This is a genomic window from Rubrivivax soli, from assembly GCF_049810355.1.
Taxonomy (GTDB): Bacteria; Pseudomonadota; Gammaproteobacteria; order Burkholderiales; family Burkholderiaceae_C; genus Rubrivivax.
Genome location: NZ_CP187368.1, coordinates 3940786 through 3961670 on the forward strand (window position 1 = coordinate 3940786; position 20885 = coordinate 3961670).

Annotated in this window: 18 protein-coding genes; 15 read left to right on the forward strand and 3 right to left on the reverse strand. The window is 72.2% G+C overall.

Annotated elements, in window-relative coordinates; translation table 11 throughout:
- The first annotated feature begins 17 nt into the window (after positions 1–17).
- The 6 genes from ACPOLB_RS18010 to ppsA all read left to right on the forward strand — a co-directional run bounded on the left by ACPOLB_RS18010 (position 18) and on the right by ppsA (position 8841).
- Positions 18–737, forward strand: coding sequence for an AzlC family ABC transporter permease (locus ACPOLB_RS18010; protein WP_425261943.1), 720 nt, complete (start codon positions 18–20; stop codon positions 735–737).
- 67 nt (positions 738–804) lie between these two features.
- A complete protein-coding gene (locus tag ACPOLB_RS18015) occupies positions 805–1134 on the forward strand; it encodes an AzlD domain-containing protein (RefSeq protein WP_425257395.1) in 330 nt (109 codons plus the stop codon).
- A 61-nt stretch (positions 1135–1195) separates the two neighbouring features.
- Positions 1196–2389, forward strand: coding sequence for a phosphoglycerate kinase (locus ACPOLB_RS18020; protein ID WP_425257396.1), 1194 nt, complete (start codon positions 1196–1198; stop codon positions 2387–2389).
- Between the two features lie 105 nt (positions 2390–2494).
- Positions 2495–4825, forward strand: coding sequence for an NADP-dependent malic enzyme (locus ACPOLB_RS18025; RefSeq protein ID WP_425257397.1), 2331 nt, complete (start codon positions 2495–2497; stop codon positions 4823–4825).
- Between the two features lie 93 nt (positions 4826–4918).
- Positions 4919–6346 (forward strand): pyruvate kinase, encoded by a 1428-nt coding sequence (pyk, locus tag ACPOLB_RS18030; RefSeq protein ID WP_425257398.1) that lies wholly within the window; start codon positions 4919–4921, stop codon positions 6344–6346.
- An 83-nt stretch (positions 6347–6429) separates the two neighbouring features.
- On the forward strand, positions 6430–8841 hold the full coding sequence (gene ppsA, locus ACPOLB_RS18035; protein WP_425257399.1) for a phosphoenolpyruvate synthase: 2412 nt from the start codon (positions 6430–6432) through the stop codon (positions 8839–8841).
- Here the strand turns inward: ppsA and ACPOLB_RS18040 are convergent.
- Positions 8824–9852 carry an STAS-like domain-containing protein gene (locus tag ACPOLB_RS18040; RefSeq protein ID WP_425257400.1) on the reverse strand — a complete coding sequence of 343 codons (1029 nt, stop codon included), beginning with the start codon at positions 9850–9852 and terminating at the stop codon, positions 8824–8826. The genes ppsA and ACPOLB_RS18040 overlap by 18 nt on opposite strands.
- Positions 9853–10068: 216 nt before the next feature.
- On the opposite strand from ACPOLB_RS18040, the gene fba reads away from it, so the two are divergent.
- From fba to ACPOLB_RS18085, 9 genes are all read left to right on the forward strand, one after another.
- Positions 10069–11133, forward strand: coding sequence for a class II fructose-bisphosphate aldolase (gene fba / locus ACPOLB_RS18045; RefSeq protein ID WP_425257401.1), 1065 nt, complete (start codon positions 10069–10071; stop codon positions 11131–11133).
- 113 nt (positions 11134–11246) lie between these two features.
- Positions 11247–12155 carry a phosphoribosylaminoimidazolesuccinocarboxamide synthase gene (locus tag ACPOLB_RS18050; protein WP_425257402.1) on the forward strand — a complete coding sequence of 303 codons (909 nt, stop codon included), beginning with the start codon at positions 11247–11249 and terminating at the stop codon, positions 12153–12155.
- Positions 12152–13252: a hypothetical protein gene (locus ACPOLB_RS18055; RefSeq protein ID WP_425257403.1), complete on the forward strand. Its 1101-nt coding sequence runs from the start codon at positions 12152–12154 to the stop codon at positions 13250–13252. Before ACPOLB_RS18050 ends, ACPOLB_RS18055 begins: the two co-directional genes overlap by 4 nt.
- 109 nt (positions 13253–13361) lie before the next feature.
- A complete protein-coding gene (gene purE, locus ACPOLB_RS18060) occupies positions 13362–13826 on the forward strand; it encodes a 5-(carboxyamino)imidazole ribonucleotide mutase (protein ID WP_425261944.1) in 465 nt (154 codons plus the stop codon).
- Complete coding sequence (locus tag ACPOLB_RS18065; RefSeq protein WP_425257404.1) at positions 13823–14998, forward strand: 5-(carboxyamino)imidazole ribonucleotide synthase; 1176 nt, start codon at positions 13823–13825, stop codon at positions 14996–14998. The genes purE and ACPOLB_RS18065 overlap by 4 nt, the downstream gene beginning before the upstream one ends.
- A 34-nt stretch (positions 14999–15032) precedes the next feature.
- Positions 15033–16007 carry an L-threonylcarbamoyladenylate synthase gene (locus ACPOLB_RS18070; RefSeq protein ID WP_425257405.1) on the forward strand — a complete coding sequence of 325 codons (975 nt, stop codon included), beginning with the start codon at positions 15033–15035 and terminating at the stop codon, positions 16005–16007.
- Positions 16008–16052: 45 nt separating this feature from the next.
- Positions 16053–17033, forward strand: a complete 981-nt coding sequence (locus tag ACPOLB_RS18075; protein ID WP_425257406.1) for an SGNH/GDSL hydrolase family protein — start codon at positions 16053–16055, stop codon at positions 17031–17033.
- 178 nt (positions 17034–17211) lie between these two features.
- Positions 17212–18372 carry an SGNH/GDSL hydrolase family protein gene (locus ACPOLB_RS18080; protein WP_425257407.1) on the forward strand — a complete coding sequence of 387 codons (1161 nt, stop codon included), beginning with the start codon at positions 17212–17214 and terminating at the stop codon, positions 18370–18372.
- Between the two features lie 26 nt (positions 18373–18398).
- Positions 18399–19103 carry an OmpW/AlkL family protein gene (locus ACPOLB_RS18085; protein WP_425257408.1) on the forward strand — a complete coding sequence of 235 codons (705 nt, stop codon included), beginning with the start codon at positions 18399–18401 and terminating at the stop codon, positions 19101–19103.
- Between the two features lie 6 nt (positions 19104–19109).
- Here the strand turns inward: ACPOLB_RS18085 and ACPOLB_RS18090 are convergent, their stop codons facing one another.
- The gene (locus ACPOLB_RS18090) at positions 19110–19397 is read right to left on the reverse strand and encodes a SemiSWEET transporter (protein WP_425257409.1); all 288 of its coding nucleotides are present in this window, start codon (positions 19395–19397) and stop codon (positions 19110–19112) included.
- Between the two features lie 41 nt (positions 19398–19438).
- Complete coding sequence (gene dacB / locus ACPOLB_RS18095) at positions 19439–20866, reverse strand: D-alanyl-D-alanine carboxypeptidase/D-alanyl-D-alanine endopeptidase (protein WP_425257410.1); 1428 nt, start codon at positions 20864–20866, stop codon at positions 19439–19441.
- Positions 20867–20885: the final 19 nt, after the last annotated feature.

Here is a 20885-nt window from a genome sequence, read left to right on the forward strand (position 1 = left end):
ATCGCGGCATGGTTGCGATGGCTGGCTGGCGCCACCCCGAGTTTCGACGTGGCGTGCAGGAGATGTCCGGCATCGCGCTGGGCATCGCCGCGTGGGGGCTGATCACCGGCGTGGCCATGGTCAAGAGCGGGCTGCCGGTGCCGATCGCGGTGCTGATGTCGCTGCTGGTGTTCGCCGGCACGGCGCAGCTGGCCGCGCTGCCGCTGATGGCCAGCGGCGCGCCGATCTGGGTGGTGTGGGCCACCGCGCTGTGCCTGAACCTGCGTTTCGTGATCTTCAGCGCACAGTGGCGGCCCTACATCGCGCACCTGCCGCTGTGGAAGCGCGCGCGCTGGGCCTACTTCACGGCCGACCTGAACTACGTCGTCTTCATGCGGCGCTTCCCGGACCCGAAGCCGTCGCCCGAGCAGGCGCCGTACTTCTGGGGCGGCTCGATCACCAACTGGTTTGCCTGGCAGGTGCCGTCGATGGTGGGCATCTTCTTCGGCGAGGCCATCCCGACGCAGTGGGGCATGGGCTTCGCCGGCACGCTGGCGCTGATCGGGCTGATGTGCTCGCTGCTGGCCGACAAGGCCTCGGTGGTGGCCGCGGCGGTGGCCGGCTGCGCCGCGGTCGCGGCCTACGCGCTGCCGCTGAAGCTGAACGTGGTGGTGGCGATCGCCGCGGCGGTGGCCATCGGGCTGCTGCTGGACCACACCACGCCCAAGCCGGTGCTGCCGGTGGATGACGAGACATGAGCGCCGAGGGTCTCCCGAGGGCGAATTCCCGCTTGGCGGGACCGGCCGCAGGCCGTAGGGTGCCCGGATGACGGCGTGGGAAGCGGTGCTGACCATCGTCGGCCTGGCCTGCATCACGTTGCTGACGCGCGGCTTCTTCATCCTGCCCGCGCGCGACCTGCCGCTGCCCGGCTGGCTGCGCCAGGGCCTGCGCTACGCGCCGCTGGCGGCGCTGGCGGCGGTGATCGTGCCCGAGGTGGTCACGAACAACGGCGCGCTGATCACGACCTGGAAGGACGCGCGGCTGTACGCCGCCGCGGTGGGCGCGGCGTACTTCTTCTGGCGCCGCGGCATCCTGGGCACCATCCTCACCGGCACGGCGACCATGCTGGCGCTGCGGCTGGGGCTGGGCTGGTAGCACCGGTGCCGTCGGGCGCGTCTGCGAAACTAGCGCCAGTGCAACGCAGACCGTCCCCACCATGAACGTACTCCGCTTCTCCGACATCGCGGCCGATGGCCGTGCCCGTGGCCAGCGCGTGTTCATCCGCGCCGACCTCAACGTGCCGCAGGACGACGCCGGCCACATCACCGAAGACACGCGCATCCGCGCCAGCGTGCCCTGCATCCGCATGGCGCTCGACGCCGGCGCCGCGGTGATGGTCACCAGCCACCTGGGCCGCCCGACCGAGGGCGCGTTCAAGCCCGAGGACTCGCTGGCGCCGGTGGCCCGGCGTCTGGGCGAACTGCTCGGCCGCGAAGTGCCGCTGGTCGCCGACTGGGTCGACGGCGTCGACGTCGCCCCGGGCCAGGTGGTGCTGCTGGAGAACTGCCGCGTCAACAAGGGCGAGAAGAAGAACGACGAGACGCTGGCGAGGAAGATGGCCGCGCTGTGCGACATCTTCGTGCACGACGCCTTCGGCACCGCGCACCGCGCCGAGGCCAGCACCTACGGCATCGCGCAGTTCGCCAAGATCGCCTGTGCCGGCCCGCTGCTGGCGGCCGAGATCGACGCCATCACCAAGGCGCTGGCGCACCCGAAGCGGCCGCTGGTGGCCATCGTGGCCGGCAGCAAGGTCAGCACCAAGCTCACGATCCTGCAGGCGCTGGCGGCCAAGGTCGACGGCCTGATCGTCGGCGGCGGCATCGCCAACACCTTCCTGCTGGCGATGGGCCTGCCGATCGGCAAGAGCCTGGCCGAAGCCGACCTGGTGGGCGAGGCGAAGGCCGTGATCGACGCGATGCAGGCGCGCGGCGCCGCGGTGCCGATCCCGGTGGACGTGGTCACCGCCAAGGCCTTCGCCGCCGACGCGCCGGCCACCGTGAAGGCCGTGGCCGACGTGGCGGCCGACGACCTGATCCTCGACATCGGCCCGCAGACCGCGGCGATCCTGGCCGGGCAGCTGAAGGCCGCCGGCACCATCGTCTGGAACGGCCCGGTGGGCGTGTTCGAGTTCGACGCCTTCGCGCACGGCACCGAGACCGTGGCGCGTGCCATCGCCGCGAGCCCGGCGTTCAGCATCGCCGGCGGCGGCGACACGCTGGCGGCCATCGCCAAGTACGGCATCGAGGCCGAGGTGGGCTACATCTCCACCGGCGGCGGCGCCTTCCTCGAAGTGCTGGAAGGCAAGACGCTGCCCGCGTTCGAGATCCTGGCGCGGCGCGCGGCCGGCTGATTCCACCCCCGGCGGTCGAAGCTGATTTCGCCGCCGGCGCGCGCCGCCCGCGGCGCACGGGCGTAATCTCGCGGTCTGTCGTCAGAACAACCGGAGACAACGCCCGTGGCCAAGAACGCGACCGAGACCAAGACGCTGAGTGACGCCGAGAGCGCCCTGCGCGACGCCGCCCTCGAGTACCACCGCGCGCCCACGCGCGGCAAGATCTCCATCACGCCGACCAAGCCGCTGAGCAACCAGCGCGACCTGTCGCTGGCGTATTCGCCCGGCGTCGCCTACGCCTGCCTGGCGATCGAGGAAGACCCGTCGCTGGCGGCCGAGTACACCAGCCGCGGCAACCTCGTGGGCGTGGTCACCAACGGCACGGCGGTGCTGGGGCTGGGCGACATCGGCCCGCTGGCCGGCAAGCCGGTGATGGAAGGCAAGGGCTGCCTGTTCAAGAAGTTCGCCGGCATCGACGTCTTCGACATCGAGCTCGCCGAGCGCGACCCCGACAAGCTGGTCGAGATCATCGCCGCGCTGGAGCCCACGCTGGGTGGCGTGAACCTCGAGGACATCAAGGCGCCCGAGTGCTTCTACATCGAGAAGAAGCTGCGCGAGCGCATGAACATCCCGGTGTTCCACGACGACCAGCACGGCACCGCGATCATCTCGTCGGCAGCGCTGCTGAACGGGCTGGAACTGGTGGGCAAGCAGATCGGCGACATCAAGCTCGCGGTGTCGGGCGCGGGGGCCGCGGCCATCGCCTGCCTGGACGTGATGGTGGGCCTGGGCGTGAAGCGCGAGAACATCTTCATGTGCGACAGCAAGGGTGTCGTGCGTGAAGGCCGGGGGGACCGGCTGGATGAGAGCAAGCAGCGCTACTGCCAGCGCACCGAAGCCCGCACGCTGGCCGACGTGGTCCAGGGCGCCGACGTCTTCCTGGGCTGCTCGGCGCCCGGCGTGCTGTCGGTGGAGATGGTGCGCAGCATGGCCGACAAGCCCATCATCCTGGCGCTGGCCAACCCCGAGCCCGAGATCCGGCCCGAACTGGCCAAGGCCGCGCGGCCCGACTGCATCATCGCCACCGGGCGCAGCGACTACCCGAACCAGGTCAACAACGTCCTGTGCTTCCCGTACATCTTCCGCGGCGCGCTCGACTGCGGCGCGACCAAGATCACCGAGTCGATGAAGCTGGCCTGCGTGCGCGAGATCGCGGCGCTGGCCAAGGCCGAAGCCAGCGACGAGGTCGCCGCCGCCTACGCCGGCAAGGAACTGCGCTTCGGTCCCGACTACATCATCCCGACGCCCTTCGACGTGCGGCTGATCCTGCGCATCGCACCCGCGGTGGCGAAGGCCGCGGCCGACAGCGGCGTGGCCACGCGGCCGATCGCCGACCTCGAGGCCTACCGCCAGAACCTGGGCCGCTTCGTCTACCAGACCGGCATGTTCATGCGCCCGGTGTTCGCGGCGGCCAAGGCCGCGGCCGCGAAGTCGGCCGCGCGCGTGGTCTATGCCGAAGGCGAGGACGAGCGCGTGCTGCGCGCCGTGCAGGTGGTGCTCGACGAGGGACTGGCACAGCCGATCCTGGTCGGGCGGCCCGAGGTCATCAAGATGCGGCTGCAGCGCAGCGGCCTGCGCCTGCAGCCGGGGCGCGACTTCGAGATCGTCGACCCCGAGAACGACCCGCGCTTCCGCAGCTACTGGGAGACCTACCACCAGCGCATGGGCCGCGAGGGCATCACGCCCGAGGCGGCCAAGGCCGCGGTGCGGCGCTCGAACACGCTGATCGCGTCGCTGATGCTCAAGCGCGGCGAGGCGCAGGGCATGATCTGCGGCCTGGTGGGCCGCTTCGACCACCATCTCGAGCACGTGCGCACCGTCGTCGGCCTGCAGCCGGGCGTGCACACCGCGGCGGCGATGAACGCGCTGACGCTGGACAAGCACACGCTGTTCATCGCCGACACCTTCGTCAATGAGGAACCCAGCGCCGAGGAACTGGCCGAGATCGCGCTGATGGCCGCGGCCGAGGTACGGCGCTTCGGGCTGCCGCCGAAGGTGGCCTTCCTGTCGCATTCGATCTTCGGTTCGTCGTCGCGCGCGTCTGCCCGGCGCATGCGCGCGGCGCGCGACCTGTTCGTGCAGCGCGCCCCCGACATCGAATGCGACGGCGAGATGCATGGCGATGCCGCGCTGTCGCCCGAGGTCCGCGCGGGCTACCTGCCCGACAGCACGCTCAGCGGCAGCGCCAACCTGCTGGTGCTGCCCAACCTGGACGCCGCCAACATCCTGTTCAACGTGCTGAAGATGACCGGCAGCAACGGCGTGACGGTGGGCCCGATCCTGCTCGGCACGGCGCTGCCGGCGCACATCCTGACGCCGTCGGCCACCGTGCGCCGCGTCGTCAACATGACGGCGCTGGCGGTGGCCGATGCCGCCGCCGCCGGCCCGGCCTAGACGCGGGGCCGGCGGGGCCGTAACCGTTCCGTAATCGAGCGACCCGCGGCGCGCCTATCATCGGCGCGCCCGTTCCCCAGGAGACCCTTGCCCATGCGCGCCACCAAGATCGTCGCCACCCTCGGCCCCGCCTCGTCGTCGCCCGAGATCCTGGAGGCGATGATCCGCGCCGGTGTCGACGTCGTGCGGCTGAACTTCTCGCACGGCAAGGCGCAGGACCACATCGACCGCGCCGCGCTCGTGCGTGCCGCGGCGGCACGCGCCGGCAAGGAAGTGGCCATCATGGCCGACCTGCAGGGACCGAAGATCCGCGTCGGCAAGTTCGAGGGCGGCAGGACCGAGCTGACGAACGGCCAGCGCTTCGTGCTCGACGCGTCGCGCACCGAGCCCGGCAACAACGAGGTCGTGGGCCTGGACTACAAGGACCTGCCGCGCGACGTGAAGCCCGGCGACACGCTGCTGCTGAACGACGGCCTGATCCGGCTCACCGTCGACCTGGTGATCGGCGACCAGGTGCAGACCACGGTGGTCGTGGGCGGCGAGCTCAGCAACAACAAGGGCATCAACAAGGCCGGCGGCGGCCTCACGGCGCCGGCGCTCACGGCCAAGGACATGGAGGACATCAAGACCGCGATGTCCTTCCAGTGCGACTACCTCGCGGTGAGCTTCCCCAAGAGCGCCACCGACATGGAGATGGCGCGCCAGCTCGCCAACGTGGCCGGCGAGCCCTGGCGCCACAAGCCGGCGCTGATCGCCAAGATCGAGCGCAGCGAGGCGATCCCGGTGCTCGACCAGATCCTGCGCGCCTCCGACGGCATCATGGTCGCGCGCGGCGACCTTGCGGTGGAGGTCGGTAATGCGGCCGTGCCGGCGTTGCAGAAGCGCATGATCCGCATGGCGCGCGAGATGGACAAGGTGGCCATCACCGCGACGCAGATGATGGAGTCGATGATCGTCAACGCCGTGCCCACGCGCGCCGAGGTCAGCGACGTCGCCAACGCCGTGCTCGACGGCACCGATGCGGTGATGCTCAGCGCCGAGACGGCGGCCGGCAGGTACCCGGTGGAGACCATCGTGCAGATGGCCGCCATCGCGCTGGAGGCCGAGGCCGCCGACGACTTCTCGATCGAGACCGACTTCACCAACAAGCGCTTCGGCCGCATCGACCAGAGCATCGCGATGGGTGCGCTGTTCACCGCGCACCACCTGGGCTGCAAGGCCATCATCGCGCTCACCGAGTCGGGCAGCACCGCGCTGTGGATGAGCCGGCACAACATCAAGGTGCCGATCTTCGGCCTCACCTCGCAGGGCACCTCGCAGCGCCGCATGACGCTGTACCGCAACGTGCGCCCGCTGCTGATGCCCAAGCTGAACGACCGCGACGAGGCGCTGGCCACGGCCGAGCGGCTGCTGGTGGAGCGTGGTGTGCTGCGCGGCGGCGACACCTACGCCATCACCTGCGGCGAGCCGATGGGCTACCCGGGCGGCACCAACATGCTCAAGGTCTGCCGGGTCGGCTGACGCCGGACTTGACGCCGGTCAACGGCGCCGGCTGACGCCGCGCGCAGCATCTGCAGCCTTCCCGTCCCCTTGGCGAGGCTGCGATGGCTGCAACGAACTACATCCGCTGGTTCCGCGAACTGGCGCTCGAGGACCTGCCGCTGGTGGGCGGCAAGAACGCCTCGCTGGGCGAGATGTTCCAGCAGCTCGCGCCGCTGGGTGTGCGGGTGCCCGACGGCTTCGCCGTCACCGCGCCGGCCTACCGCGACGCGCTCGACGCCGCCGGCGCCTGGCCCGAACTGCATCGGCTGCTCGACGGCCTGGACAAGCGCGACACCGATGCGCTGTCGCGGGCCGGCGCGCGGGCGCGCGAGATCGTCTACGCCGCCCCGATGCCGGCGGCCGTGGAGCAGCAGCTGCGGGCCGCCTGGCGCGCGCTGCAGGCGCAGGTGGGCCCGGACCTCAGCGTGGCCGTGCGCAGCTCGGCCACGGCCGAGGACCTGCCGGGCGCCAGCTTCGCCGGCCAGCACGACACCTACCTGAACATCCGCGGCGAGGAACTGCTGATCGACGCCGTGAAGCGCTGCCAGGCCAGCCTGTTCACCGACCGCGCCATCAGCTACCGCACCGACCAGGGCTTCGACCACTTCAAGGTCTCGCTGTCGGTGGCGGTGATGCAGATGGTGCGCAGCGACCTCGCCAGCAGCGGCGTGATGTTCACGATCGACACCGAATCGGGCCACCCCGACGTGGTCTTCATCACCGGCGCCTGGGGGCTGGGCGAGAACGTCGTGCAGGGCACGGTCGACCCCGACGAGTTCTACGTGCACAAGCCCACCTACCGCCAGGGCCACCGCGCCGTGCTGCGGCGCACGCTGGGCGACAAGCAGGTGCGCATGGTCTATGCGCCGGGCCGCACGCGCGAGCCGGTGGTGAACCGCCCGACGCCGAAGGCCGACCGCGCGCGCTTCTGCCTCAGCGACGCCGACGTGCTGGAACTCGCCGGCGCGGCGATCCAGATCGAGGACCACTACAGCCGCCTCGCTGGCACCGCGCGGCCGATGGACATCGAGTGGGCCAAGGACGGACCCGACGGCGCGCTGTACATCGTGCAGGCGCGGCCCGAGACCGCGGCCTCGCGGCGCTCGGCGACGCTGCTCGAGGAGTTCGTGCTCGACGGCCATGGCCCGGTGCGTGCCAGCGGCCGCGCGGTGGGCGCCAAGATCGCCAGCGGCCGCGTGCGGCGCGTCACCGACGGCCGGCACCTGGCGGACTTCCAGCCCGGCGAGGTGCTGGTCGCCGACACCACCACGCCGGACTGGGAGCCGGTGATGAAGACCGCCGCGGCCATCGTCACCAACCGCGGCGGCCGCACCTGCCACGCGGCCATCGTGGCGCGCGAACTCGGCATCCCGGCCGTGGTGGGGGCCGAGCAGGCGACCGAAGTGCTGGCCGACGGCGCCGTGGTCACGGTCAGCTGCGCCGAGGGCGCGGTGGGCCGCGTCTACGAGGGTGCGCTGGCGTTCCACAAGAACGTCAGCGACGTCAGCGGGCTGCAGCGGCCGAAGACCGCGATCCTGGTCAATCTGGGCAACCCGGAGCTCGCGTTCCAGACCGCGCTGATGCCCTGCGACGGCGTCGGCCTGGCGCGCATGGAGTTCATCATCAACGAGCACATCAAGGTGCATCCGATGGCGGTGCTGCACCCCGAGCGCATCACCGACACCGCGGTGCGCGCGCAGGTGCAGGCGCTGTCGGCCGGGCACGCCAGCGGCGCCGACTACTTCGTGCAGAAGCTCGCCGAGGGCGTGGGCACCATCGCCGCGGCGTTCTACCCGCGGCCGGTGATCGTGCGGCTGTCGGACTTCAAGAGCAACGAGTACGCCGCGCTGCTGGGCGGGCGCGACTTCGAGCCGTTCGAGGAGAACCCGATGATCGGCTTCCGCGGCGCGGCGCGCTACATCCACCCGGCCTATGCCGAGGGCTTCGCGCTCGAGTGCCGCGCGATGCTGCGCGTGCGCCAGGCCATGGGGCTGACGAACCTGAAGCTGATGGTGCCGTTCTGCCGCCGGCTCGACGAGGCGCGCGGCGTGCTCGCGGCGCTGGCATCGCACGGGCTGGTGCGCGGTCAGGACGGGCTGGAGGTCTACGTGATGTGCGAAATCCCGAACAACGTGCTGCTGATCGACGAGTTCAGCGCCCTGTTCGACGGCTTCTCGATCGGCAGCAACGACCTGACGCAGCTGACGCTGGGCGTGGACCGCGACAGCGCCATCGTCGCCGACAGCTTCGACGAGCAGGACCCGGGCATGCTGAAGATGCTGAAGCTGGCGGTGGAAGGTGCCAGGCGCAACGGGCGGCATTCCGGCATCTGCGGCCAGGCGCCGTCGGACCACGTCGAGGTGGCGCGCTACCTGGTGCGGCTGGGCATCGACAGCATCAGCGTCACGCCCGACCGCGTGCTGCGCACGATGCAGGCGGTCGAGGAGATCGAGCGTTCAGGCGGCCGCGGCTGAGCGCACGGCGGCGACCATCGCGGCCACGCGCGGCGCCATGCCCACCGGCACCAGGTCCACGCCCGGGTGCGCGCGCGAGAACACGCGGAACAGCTCGTCGGCGAAGCCGTGGCCGACGTCGTCGATGCCTGCGAAGTCGACCTCGGCGCGCTGGAAGCGCTGCAGCCGCGAGGCCACGCGGCGCGCCTGCGCGCGCGACTCGAGCCCGATGTGCTCGCCCGTCATCAGGCGCAGCGGCACGGTGGTGCTGTCGAAGCCGTAGCCGGCGCCGTCGGCGCTGTGCGTGCGCAGCACGTCGTCGAGCGTGCGCGTGGTGTCGAGCGCGATCGCGATGTAGACCGAGGTGCCCTGGCGCGGCACGGCCTTGGCGCCGTGCCAGCTGCGCCGGTCCCAGCCGCGGAACTGGAACGCGCGGTGGTTGGCGTGCAGGTCGCACACGTCGGCCAGCCGGGCGCTGAAGAACAGGCCATGGCCGCTGTGGCGGTCGGGCGCGCTGGTGAGCTTGCCCTTGCTCAGCTCCAGCATCGCCAGCGTCGGGTCGGCGATGTCGAAGTTCTGCTGGATGCGTTCGAAGACGCCGACGCCGTCGTCCGACACCAGCAGCTGCAGGTGCAGGGCGGTCTGCCGCACCGACACCGTGACCTGCGTGCCGCCGCTGTGGTCGATGGCGTTGTTCAGCAGCTCGGTGAAGGCGTGCTGCGCCATGCGCGCCACGTGCGGCGGCAGCGTGAAGCAGGGTGCGAAGTCGCGCTGCCAGGGCAGGTCTTCCTGCAGCCCGGCGAGTGCGTAGCGCTGCACCACCTGGCGCAGCGGGCCGGGCCGGTAGGGCGCGCCGCGGCGCATCCCGTCGCGCTGCAGCCACTGCGCCGCCACCAGCTTGTGCAGCAGCGCCTGCGCCGAGCGCCGGCTCACGCCCAGGCGCTGCGCCACGTGCTCGGGCAGCTGCGCGCCGTGGGCGCATGCGGCGGCGGTGATCCACTGCGTGGCAGCCTGCAGGGTGTGACGAGCCATGGTGTGCCTTCCAGCCACGGCGCCCACGCGCCGCCGAGATGGCAGTGTCCGGCGGAGTGCGTTGTGACTTGAGTCGGAAAAGACGGCCTGTTCCAGGTCATTTCTGCGCCAGGGCGCGTCGCTAAAATGCATCGATTACCGCCGGGTTACAGGGGCTGCCGCCACCGCGTCCGCTGCTGCCGTGCGCCTTCCACCCACTCTGCCCAGGGCCTCACCATGCCACTCGTCTCGATGCGCCAACTGCTGGACCATGCCGCCGAACACGGCTACGGCATCCCGGCCTTCAACGTCAACAACCTGGAACAGGTGCAGGCGGTGATGACCGCTGCCGCGGAGGTCGGTGCGCCGGTGATCCTGCAGGCCAGCGCCGGCGCCCGCAAGTACGCCGGCGAGCCCTTCATCAAGCACCTGATCCTGGCGGCGGTGGAGCAGTGGCCGCAGGTGCCGCTGGTGATGCACCAGGACCACGGCCAGAGCCCCGAAGTCTGCCAGGGCGCGATCAACCTGGGCTTCAGCTCGGTGATGATGGACGGCAGCCTGGAAGCCGACGGCAAGAGCATCGCCAGCTACGACTACAACGTCGAGGTCACGCGCCGTGTCGTCGACATGGCGCACAAGGTCGGCGTCACGGTCGAAGGCGAACTGGGCTGCCTGGGCAGCCTGGAGACGATGAAGGGCGACAAGGAAGACGGCCACGGCACCGACGCGACGATGACGCGCGAGCAGTTGCTGACCGACCCCGAGCAGGCCGCCGACTTCGTCAGGCGCACGCAGCTCGACGCGCTGGCCATCGCGATCGGCACCAGCCACGGCGCCTACAAGTTCACGCGCAAGCCCACCGGCGACATCCTGGCCATCGACCGCATCAAGGAGATCAACCGCCGCATCCCCAACACCCACCTGGTGATGCACGGCAGCTCCAGCGTGCCGCAGGACCTGCTGGAGGTGATCCGCCAGTACGGCGGCAAGATGAAGGAGACCTACGGCGTGCCGGTCTCCGAGATCCAGGAAGCCATCAAGTACGGCGTGCGCAAGATCAACATCGACACCGACATCCGCCTGGCGATGACGGCCGCGGTGCGCAAGTTCCTGGCCGAGAACCCCGAGAAGTTCGACGCCCGCGAGTGGCTCAAGCCCGCGCGCGAGGCCGCGATGAAGATCTGCAAGCAGCGCTACCTCGAGTTCGGCTGCGAGGGCCAGGCCGGCAAGATCGTGCCGCAGCCGCTGAGCGCCATCGCGCAGCGCTACGCCAGCGGCGAGCTGGCGCAGACGGTGGCCTGAGCGCCGCCGCAACGCAGCGCGTTCGCTACCTCTGGAAGGGCCGCGTCAGCGGCCCTTCGTCGTTCGTGCGTCACACTTCCCAACCTGCCCAACCCCCGCCTGCGGACCCTGCCATGCCCCAAGCCCTGTACCAGTCGAACCTGCACTCCCTGCCCCTGCTGGCGCGCGGCAAGGTGCGCGACAACTACGCCGTCGGCACCGACCGCATCCTGATGGTGGCCAGCGACCGCCTGTCGGCCTTCGACGTGGTGCTCGGCGACCCGATCCCCGGCAAGGGCGCGATCCTCACGCGCATGGCCTTGTTCTGGTTCGACAAGCTGCGCGGGATCGTGCCCAACCACCTGACGGGCGACGACCCGGTCTCGGTGGTGGCGCCCGACGAGGTGGAGCAGGTGCGCGGCCGCTCGATGCTGGTCAAGCGCCTGAAGCCGCTGCCGGTGGAAGCCGTGGTGCGCGGCTACCTGGCCGGTTCGGGCTGGAAGGAGTACCAGCAAGGCGGCCAGGTCTGCGGCGTGCCGCTGCCGCCGGGGCTGCGGCTGGCGAGCCGGCTGCCGGCGCCGATCTTCACGCCCGCCACGAAGGCCGAGGTGGGCGAGCACGACGAGAACATCCCGTTCTCGCGCATGGAGCAGATGATCGGCGCCGACCTAGCAAGCCAAGTGCGCGGAGTCGCCATCAATCTGTATGAGGCTGCGGCGGCCCACGCGCTGACGCGCGGCATCATCATCGCGGACACGAAATTCGAGTTCGGCCTGGACGACAACGGCACGCTGACGCTGATGGACGAGATCCTCACGCCCGACTCGTCGCGGTTCTGGGACCTGGCCAGCTGGCGCGAAGGGGAGAACCCCGCCAGCTACGACAAGCAGGCCATCCGCGACTGGCTGGAGAGCGCGCTGGTCGATGGCCGGCCCTGGGACAAGGCGCCGCCGGCGCCGAGCCTGCCGCCCGAGGTGGCGGCGGCCAGTGCCGAGCGCTATGCCCAGGCCTGCAGGTTGCTCACAGGAGAAGACGCCTCATGACACCGCTGCTGACCCGCATCGACCAGGACCTGGTTCAACGCCGTTGCCCCGACCGCCGCGCCGAGCTGCAGGCGGAACGGGCCGCCTACCTGGCGCGGGTCGGCAGCTTCAGTGACGCGCGCAGTGCGCTGGCCGATGTGCGGCAGACCCACGCCGACGGGCGCGACCCGCGGGTCTCGGTGGCCTTGATGGTGGCCGAAGGCGTGCTGCACTGCTTCGAGGACTTCAACCCGCGCGCCCGCGACCGCCTGCAGCGCGCGCACCTGCTCAGCGAATCGTGCGGCCTGGCCGACCTGTCCGCACTGTCGGCGGCCTGGCTGGCGCAGGTCGAGTTCCTGTGCGGCGACGTCCCGGCGCTGCAGCGCTGGCTGGCCTACTGGCAGCCGGTGCCGGTGGCAGCCGGCACCGCCGCCGACCTGCGCTTCGGACTCGTCTACGCCAATGCACTGATGGCCTGCGGCGAGACCCGCCGCGCGCGGCCCTGGTACGAACGCACGCGCCAGGGTGCGGTCGACCTCGGCGACGAGGCGACCATCGCTGCCAGCCTGCACGACAAGGCAGCGGCGGGCCTGGACCGGCACCGCACCGACCCCGCGAACGCTGCTGCCGATGTGGGTTCGCTGGACCTGGTCGCGATGGAGGTGGCGTCGGCCTACAACTTCCGCGTCGGCGCCGGCCACCAGTCGCTGCTGCCGGCGGCGCAGGCCTGCCGCGCCCGTGTGCTGCTGCTGCAGGGGCGGCACGCCGCGGCGCGGGCACTGCTCGAGCCGCTGCTGGACACCCCGGCGCTGCGCCTGAACTTCGTGCCCGACACCCTGCTGCTGCGGCTCGAGCACGCCGCCTGCCTGCACGCCCTGGGCGAGACCGCCCGGGCCACCGAGGTCTATGCCGCCATCGACGTGCGCCGGCATGCGCAGCTGCTGCCGAAGGACCGCATGCTGTTCCTGGCGCTGTTGGGCCAGGTGTCCGAAGCGCTCGGCTTCGCGCCGCTGTCGCCCGAGCTGGCCGATGCGCTGCAGCAGGCCCGGTCCGCGTGGCTGGCCGCGCGGACCGGGCTGCGCGCCGCCCTGCTGGCGCACCCGGCCGCCGCCCTGTAGGCCGCGGGTCCCCCGGGAGGGGGGGTGAATTACACTCGTCGCCCCGCGCCAGCGCCGATCCGAGTGACACCGCTTGAGCCCTCAGAGCCCTCTCCGCATCGCCATCGTCATGGGGTCGTCCAGCGACTGGGAGACCCTGAAGGTGGCGGCCACGCTGCTCGACGAGTTCGGCATCGCGCACGACGCCCAGGTCGTTTCCGCGCACCGGATGCCCGACGACATGTTCGCGTTCGCCGAGGCCGCCGAAGCGCGCGGCGTGGCGGCCATCATCGCCGGGGCCGGCGGCGCGGCCCACCTGCCGGGCATGCTGGCGGCCAAGACCACGGTGCCGGTGCTCGGCGTGCCGGTGGCGAGCCGGCACCTGCAGGGCGTGGACTCGCTGTACTCGATCGTGCAGATGCCCAAGGGCATCCCGGTGGCCACCTTCGCCATCGGCACGGCCGGCGCCGCCAACGCGGCGCTGTTCGCGGTGGCCATGCTCGCCGTGCACGACCCGGCGCTGCGTGCCCGGCTGCAGGACTGGCGCAGCCGCCAGACCGAGGCGGCGCGCGCGATGACGCGCGACCTGACATGACGGCGCTGCCGTTGTTGCCCGACGGCCGCACGACGCTGGGCGTGATGGGCGGCGGCCAGCTCGGCCGCATGTTCGTGCAGGCCGCGCAGCGCCTGGGCTACCGCACCGCCGTGCTCGATCCCGACGCCGCCAGCCCTGCCGGCACCGTGGCCCACACGCAGGTGGTGGGCGCCTACCTCGACGACGACGCGCTGGCGGCGCTGGCGGCCGACTGCGCCGCCGTCACCACCGAATTCGAGAACGTGCCGGCGCCGGCCCTGCGCGCGCTGGCCGGGCGCGTGCGCGTGGCGCCCGCGGCGGCGGCCGTCGACATCTGCCAGGACCGCGTGGCCGAGAAGCGCCACTTCCAGCGCTCGGGCGTGCCCTGCGCGCCCTACGCCGTGGTCGAGACCGTGGCCGACCTGGCGCGGCCCGAGGTGCAGGCGCTGCTGCCCGGCATCCTGAAGACCGCACGCCTGGGCTACGACGGCAAGGGCCAGGTGACCGTGGCCACCGCCGCCGACCTGCCCGCGGCCTGGGCCGCGCTGCAGCAGGCGCGCTGCGTGCTGGAACAGCGGTTGCCGCTGCACCGCGAGCTGAGCGTCATCGTGGCCCGCGGGAGCGACGGCCAGACGGTGCAGCTGCCGCTGCAGCAGAACCTGCACCGCGACGGCATTCTCGCCGTCACCGAGGTGCCGGCGCCCGACGTGCCGGCGGCCACCGCGCAGGCCGCCGGGCAGCAGGCCCGGCAGCTGGCGGCGTCGATGGACTACGTGGGCGTGCTGTGCGTCGAGTTCTTCCTGCTTGCCGACGGCAGCCTGGTGGCCAACGAGATGGCGCCGAGGCCGCACAACTCGGGCCACTACAGCCTGGATGCCTGCGACCAGTCGCAGTTCGACCTGCAGGTGCGCACGCTGGCCGGCCTGCCGCTGGTGGCGCCGCGGCTGCAGGCGCCGGCCGTGATGCTGAACCTGCTCGGCGACCTCTGGTTCGCCGCCGGCGACACCACGCCGCGCACGCCCGACTGGGCCGCGGTGCTGGCACTGCCGGGCACGCACCTGCACCTGTACGGCAAGGCCGAGGCCCGCCGCGGCCGCAAGATGGGCCACCTCACCGTGACCGCTGCCGACGCCGCGACCGCGCGCGCAGTCGCGCTGCAGGCCGCCGAGCGCCTGGGCCTGCCGGCGTTCTGAGCCGCGTTCCGCGCCACGACAGGGCCTGCGCACCATGCCCGTGACCGACGGCAACGACCCGGCCGCCCTGGCCGCCGCCGCCGACGCGCTGGCCGCCGGCGCGCTGGTGGCGTTTCCCACCGAGACGGTCTACGGCCTGGGCGCGCGGGCCGACGACGACGCCGCCGTCGCCGGCATCTTCGCGGCCAAGGGCCGGCCCAGTGACCACCCGCTGATCGTGCACGTGGCCGACGCGGCCGCCATCGACGTCTTCGCGCTGCCGCCCGGCCCGGCAGCGCGTGCGCTGATGGCCGCGTTCTGGCCGGGGCCGCTGACGCTGATCCTGCCGCGCCGCCCCGGTGCCGGCGCCGCGGCGGCCGGTGGACAGGACAGCATCGGCCTGCGCGTGCCGTCGCATCCGCTGGCGCAGGCGCTGCTGCGCGCCTGCGCGGCGCGCGGCGTCGCCGGCGTGGCCGCGCCCAGCGCCAACCGCTTCGGGCGCGTCAGCCCGACCACCGCCGCGCACGTGGCCGACGAGTTCGGCGACGGCCTGCTGGTGCTGGACGGCGGCCCCTGCGAGGTCGGCATCGAGTCGGCCATCGTCGACTGCACCCGGGCCACGCCGGCCCTGCTGCGCCCGGGCGGGCTCGACCGCACGCAGCTCGAAGCCGCCATCGGCCAGCCGCTGGCGGCGCCCGACGCCGCCTCGCCGCGCGCCTCGGGCACGCTGGAGGCCCACTACGCACCGCGCGCCAAGGTTGTGCTGTTCGACGGCCCGGCGCTGCGGGCGGCCCTGGCCGGGCCGGTGCCGCAGGGGGTCGCGGTATATTCGGCCCTGCTCCCTCCGGCGTCCGCCGGGGTGGTGCACCGTGCCATGCCACGCCGCGCCGCGGCGGCAGCGCACGAGTTGTTTGCCGTGCTGCGCGCCTTCGACGCTGCGGGCGCGTCGCAGATCTGGGTCGAAAGGCCGCCGCCGGGTCCCGCATGGGACGGTGTGCGCGACCGGCTCCAGCGCGCTGCGGCGGCCTGAGCCCGTGGCGGAACGCCCGGCCAGACGCCCCCTTTCGGAGCAGAGATGAGTTTGAGCAGGAATGCCGCGCGCCGTTGCCGCCACGTGCTGGCCGCCGTGGTGGCCGTCGCGGCACTGGCTGCGTGCGGTGGCGGCACCTCGCAGTTCGAGGCCTTCATCGCCGGCCGCGTGATCGCCTTTGGCGACGAGACCACGGCCATCACGGCCGGCGGCAAGAAATACAGCACCAACGCCACCGTCGCCAGCACCGACGCCAGCGGCGAGACGGTCTACACGCCCGACTGCCTGTCGCAGCCGAACTGGGTGCAGTCGCTGGCCGGGGTCTACGGCTTCGTCTTCGCCGAGTGCAACCCCGGCAACGTCGAGGCGCCGCAGGCCATCATGCGCGCCACGCCGGGTGCGCGCGTGGCCGACATCCAGGTGCAGGTCGACGCGCAGCTGGCCGGCGGCGGCTTCCGCGACAAGGACCTCGTGGCGCTGCTGGCCGGCGCCAACGACATCATCGAGCTGTACCAGCAGTTCCCCGGGCGCAGCGAGACCGACCTGCTCGCCGAGGCCGGCCAGCGCGGTCGGCTGCTGGCGCAGCAGGTGAACCGGCTCGTGGAGTACGGCGCCAAGGTCATCATCTCCACCGTGCCCGACATGGGCCTCACGCCCTACGCGCTGAAGCAGCGACTCGAATTCGTCGGCAGCGGCGACCGCGCCGCGCTGCTGTCGCGGCTGACGACCGCCTTCAACGAGCAGCTGGGCGTGAACATCCTGCTCGACGGCCGCTTCGTCGGCCTGGTGCAGGCCGACCTGCGCACGCAGGCGATGGTGCGCTCGCCCGGATCGTTCGGGCTGGTGAACGTCACCAATGCCGTGTGCGTCGAGACCGCGCCGCTGCCCGACTGCGACGACCAGACCCTGGTCCAGCCCGGCGCCGCGGGCGTCTTCATGTGGGCCGACGACCTGCGCCTGGCCTACGGCGGCCAGTTGCAGATCGGCAACCTCGCGGCCGACCGCGCACGCCGCAACCCGTTCTAGCCGACACGCCGGCGGCCGCGCCGGCACGAATGCACGCCAGGGCCGCAGCACGCGGCCCTGCGCACGTCTGGAGCGGGGTTTCCCCGCTGCCGTGCCGCGGTGCGCCGCACCTATAGTCGTCTCCGAATCGAACGAGCGTGCTTTTTTGCGCGCCACTCCCCTGTCCCAAGGAGACAACATGACACTGACCCGTCGTGGAACGGCGGCCCTGGTGCTGTCCGCCGCGTTTGCCGCCCTGCTGGCCGCCTGCGGCGGCGGTGGCGCCGACACCAGCACCCGCACCAGCGTCAGCAGCCTGCGCGTGATGGGCGACAGCCTCGCCGACGTCGGCACCTTCGGCATCAAGTTCACGGTGCAGGGCAACGACACCTACCCCGAGCGCGTGTCGCAGACCTTCGGCCTGGGCAAGGGCTGCAACTTCTTCAGCTTCACCGGCACCACCTTCGTGCCGAACCCGACCGCCGGCTGCACGAACTACGCCATCGGCGGCGCGGTCATCAACCCCGCCAGCGGCGGCCTGACGGCGGGCGACCCGCGCGCCGTGGGCGTGCAGTTCGCCGCCGCGACCGCGGCCGGCAACTTCGGCGCCAACGACCTGCTGCTGGTGGACGGCGGCGGCAACGACGCCTCGGCCCTGGTCGGCGCCTACCTGGCCGCGGCCAGCGACGGCGGTGCGTCGTACCTGGCGCTGCTGGGCTCGCTGCTCACGCCGCAGCAAGTGCAGGCCGCGGCGGCCGGCGGCGCCGCCGGCCTGGCCGCCGCGGGCGGCACCTACATGACGGCGCTGGCCGACAGCTTCTACACCGTGCTGCAGGCCGGCGGCCTGGACAAGGGTGCGCAGCGCATCGCGGTGCTGAACATGCCCGGCATCACGAACACGCCGCGCTTCCAGATGGTGCTGGACGGCATCGCCGCGGCCAGCGGCGGCGGCACGGCCGGCGCCACCGCGCGTGCGCAGAGCGAGGGGCTGTTCAAGAGCTGGGTGGTGGCCTTCAACACCCAGCTGGCCACGCGCGCCGCGGGCAATCCGAAGATCGCGATCGTCGACTTCTACACCGCGTTCAACGACCAGGTCGCGAACCCGGCGCAGTTCGGCCTGACCAACGTGCGCGACACCGCCTGCCCGGCGGTGGGCGTGGGCAGCGACGGCCTGCCGGTCTACAGCTTCCCCACCTGCACCGACGCCGCGCTCGCCGCCGCGCCGCCCACGGGCGCCACCGGAGGCGCCAACTGGTACAAGACCTGGGCCTTCTCCGACGGGTTCCACCCCACGCCCTACGGGCACCAGCTGCTGTCGCAGCTGATCGCACGCCGCCTGGCCCAGGCCGGCTGGATCTGAGCACCGGACCCGAGGAGACACATCACATGGCACAGGTTCTCAACGCGGCGCGCTCGGCGGCTGCCATCGCCGTCGCCGGCACGTTGCTGGCGGCCGCACCCGTCCAGGCCCAGGGGCTGTCGGACATGATCGCCGGCAAGCTGGGCGTGCGCCTGGGCGTCACGCGCATCGCGCCCGACGTCACCAGCGGCGACCTCAGCGCACCGGCGTTTGCCGGCACCAAGGCCGACATCCGCTCGGACACGCAGATCACCGGCGGCCTGAGCTGGGCGATCAACGACCACTTCACGCTCGACCTGCCGCTGGCGGCCGGCTTCACGCACGAGATCGTCGGCGACGGCGCCATCGCCGGCGTCGGCAAGATCGGCGAGGTGAAGGCGCTGCCGATCACGCTGCTGGCGCAGTACCGGTTCTTCGGCGCCAGCGCGCCGCTGCGGCCTTACGTGGGCATCGGCCCGACCTACGCCAAGTTCTACAAGGCCCGCAGCACCGCGGCGCTGACCGCGTTGACCGGCGGCACGCCGGCCAACCCGACGACGCTGGAGGTCGAGTCGAAGCTGGCGCTGACGGCGCAGATCGGCGCCACCTGGCAGCTGGCGCCGCGTTGGGCGCTGGACGCCACCGTGCTGAAGACCAAGCTGAAGACGCGCACCACGCTGTCCACCGGCCAGACGCTCGACGCGACGCTGGACCCGTGGTCGTACTGCGTGGCCGTGGGCTACCGCTTCTGAGCCGGCTCAGCCGCGGGCATCACCCCCGCGGCGCTGCTCGCGTTCGACGAGGATCTTCATCGTCAGGATGGTCGCGGCCAGCGCCAGCGTCAGCGCGTTGGCGACGATGATCGGCAGCTCACCCAGGCTGATGCCGTAGACCAGCCACAGCGCCACCCCGGCGGTGAAGGCGCTGTACATGCCCAGCGAGATGCCGCTGACGTTGCGCGTGCGCAGCGTCAGCAGCGCCTGCGGCACGAAGGACGCGGTGGTCAGGGCGGCGGCGAGGTAGCCGATCGCATCGGGCAAGGTCATGGCAGGGTCCGGTGTGAAGCCCGCAGTCTAGGCCGCGGCGGTTACAGCGGCGGCGCGTCCTGCATCACCCACTGCACCAGCGCGTCCAGCGCCGGCCGTGCGCCCTGCGCGTTGGCGTGCTGCACCACGGCCACCAGCACGTAGCGGCGGCCGCTGTCGGCCAGCACGTAGCCGGCCAGGGCCGAGACGTCGCGCAGCGAGCCGGTCTTCAGGTGCGCACGGCCGGGCGTGGCGCGGGCGCGGCGCAGCGTGCCGTCCAGGCCCAGCACCGGCAGCGAGGCCACCAGTTCGGGCATCACCGGGCTGTCGTAGGCGCGCACCAGCAGCCGCGCCAGCAGCTGCGCCGTCAGCCGGGTGTCGCGCGACAGGCCCGAGCCGTTGTCCAGCACCAGGTCCGGCGGCAGCTCGCCCAGCTTGTCGGACAGCCACTGCCGCAGCGCCTCGCGCGCACCGGCGGCGGTGGCGGGCTGGCCGGGGTGGCGCTGCAGGTCCAGCGTGTAGAACAGCTGCTGCGCCATCACGTTGTTGCTGAACTTGTTGATGTCGCGCACCAGATCGCCCAGCGGCGGCGAACGCAGTTCGATGCTCGGCGGCACGCCCACAGGCGCGGCGCCCTCACGCACCGTGCCGCCGAGCTGCCCGCCCATCTCGGCCCACAGCGCACGCAGCAGCCGGCCGTTGTAGCTGGCCGGCTGCGGGTCGGCGACCAGCCACGACAGCTCGCCGCAGGCCGTGCCATAGGCTCCGGCGAAGCGCACGCGCTCGGCGCCGAACTCGGGCTTGAGTGCGCCGCGCCAGTCGCCGCAGGGTCCCGGGACCAGCGGCACCGTGCGGTCGACGGCCACGCCGGCCAGCGCCGGCTCCACGAGCACGCGCGCGACGCCGGCGGCGGTGTCGGGCACGAAGTCGTAGCGCACGGTCTTGTAGTTCAGCAGCAGCGCGGCCGGCTGCACGTTGTAGGGCCGCGTGGGCTCGCCGTCGAAGTCGGCGGCGCTGCCTTCGGGCACGGCAAAGGCGCTGTTGTCCAGCACGATGTCGCCGCGGATCGTGTGCACGCCCAGCTGCTGCACGCGGCGCAGCAGCAGCCACAGGCGTTCGACCACCAGCTTCGGGTCGCCGGTGCCCTGCAGCACCAGGTGGCCGTCGAGCACGCCGTCCTGCACGCGGCCGTGCAGCCACACCGGCGTGGTCCAGGTCCAGGCCGGGCCCAGGCGGTCGAGCGCGGCCAGCGTCGTCAGCAGCTTGGTCAGCGAGGCGGGGTTGACGGCGCGCTGCGCGCCGGCCGACAGCACGTGGCGGTCGGTGCCGACCTCGCGCACCACCACCGCCAGCGCGTCGGCCGGCACGCGCGCGCGCTGCAGTGCCTGTTCCACCTGCGGCGGCAGGTCGGCGGCCAGGCTGGCGACGTGGGCGAGGCCGGCGCAGAGCGCGAAGGTGCAGGCGGGCAGGACATCGCGGAGGCGGCGCATGCGGCCATGATCGCACGGC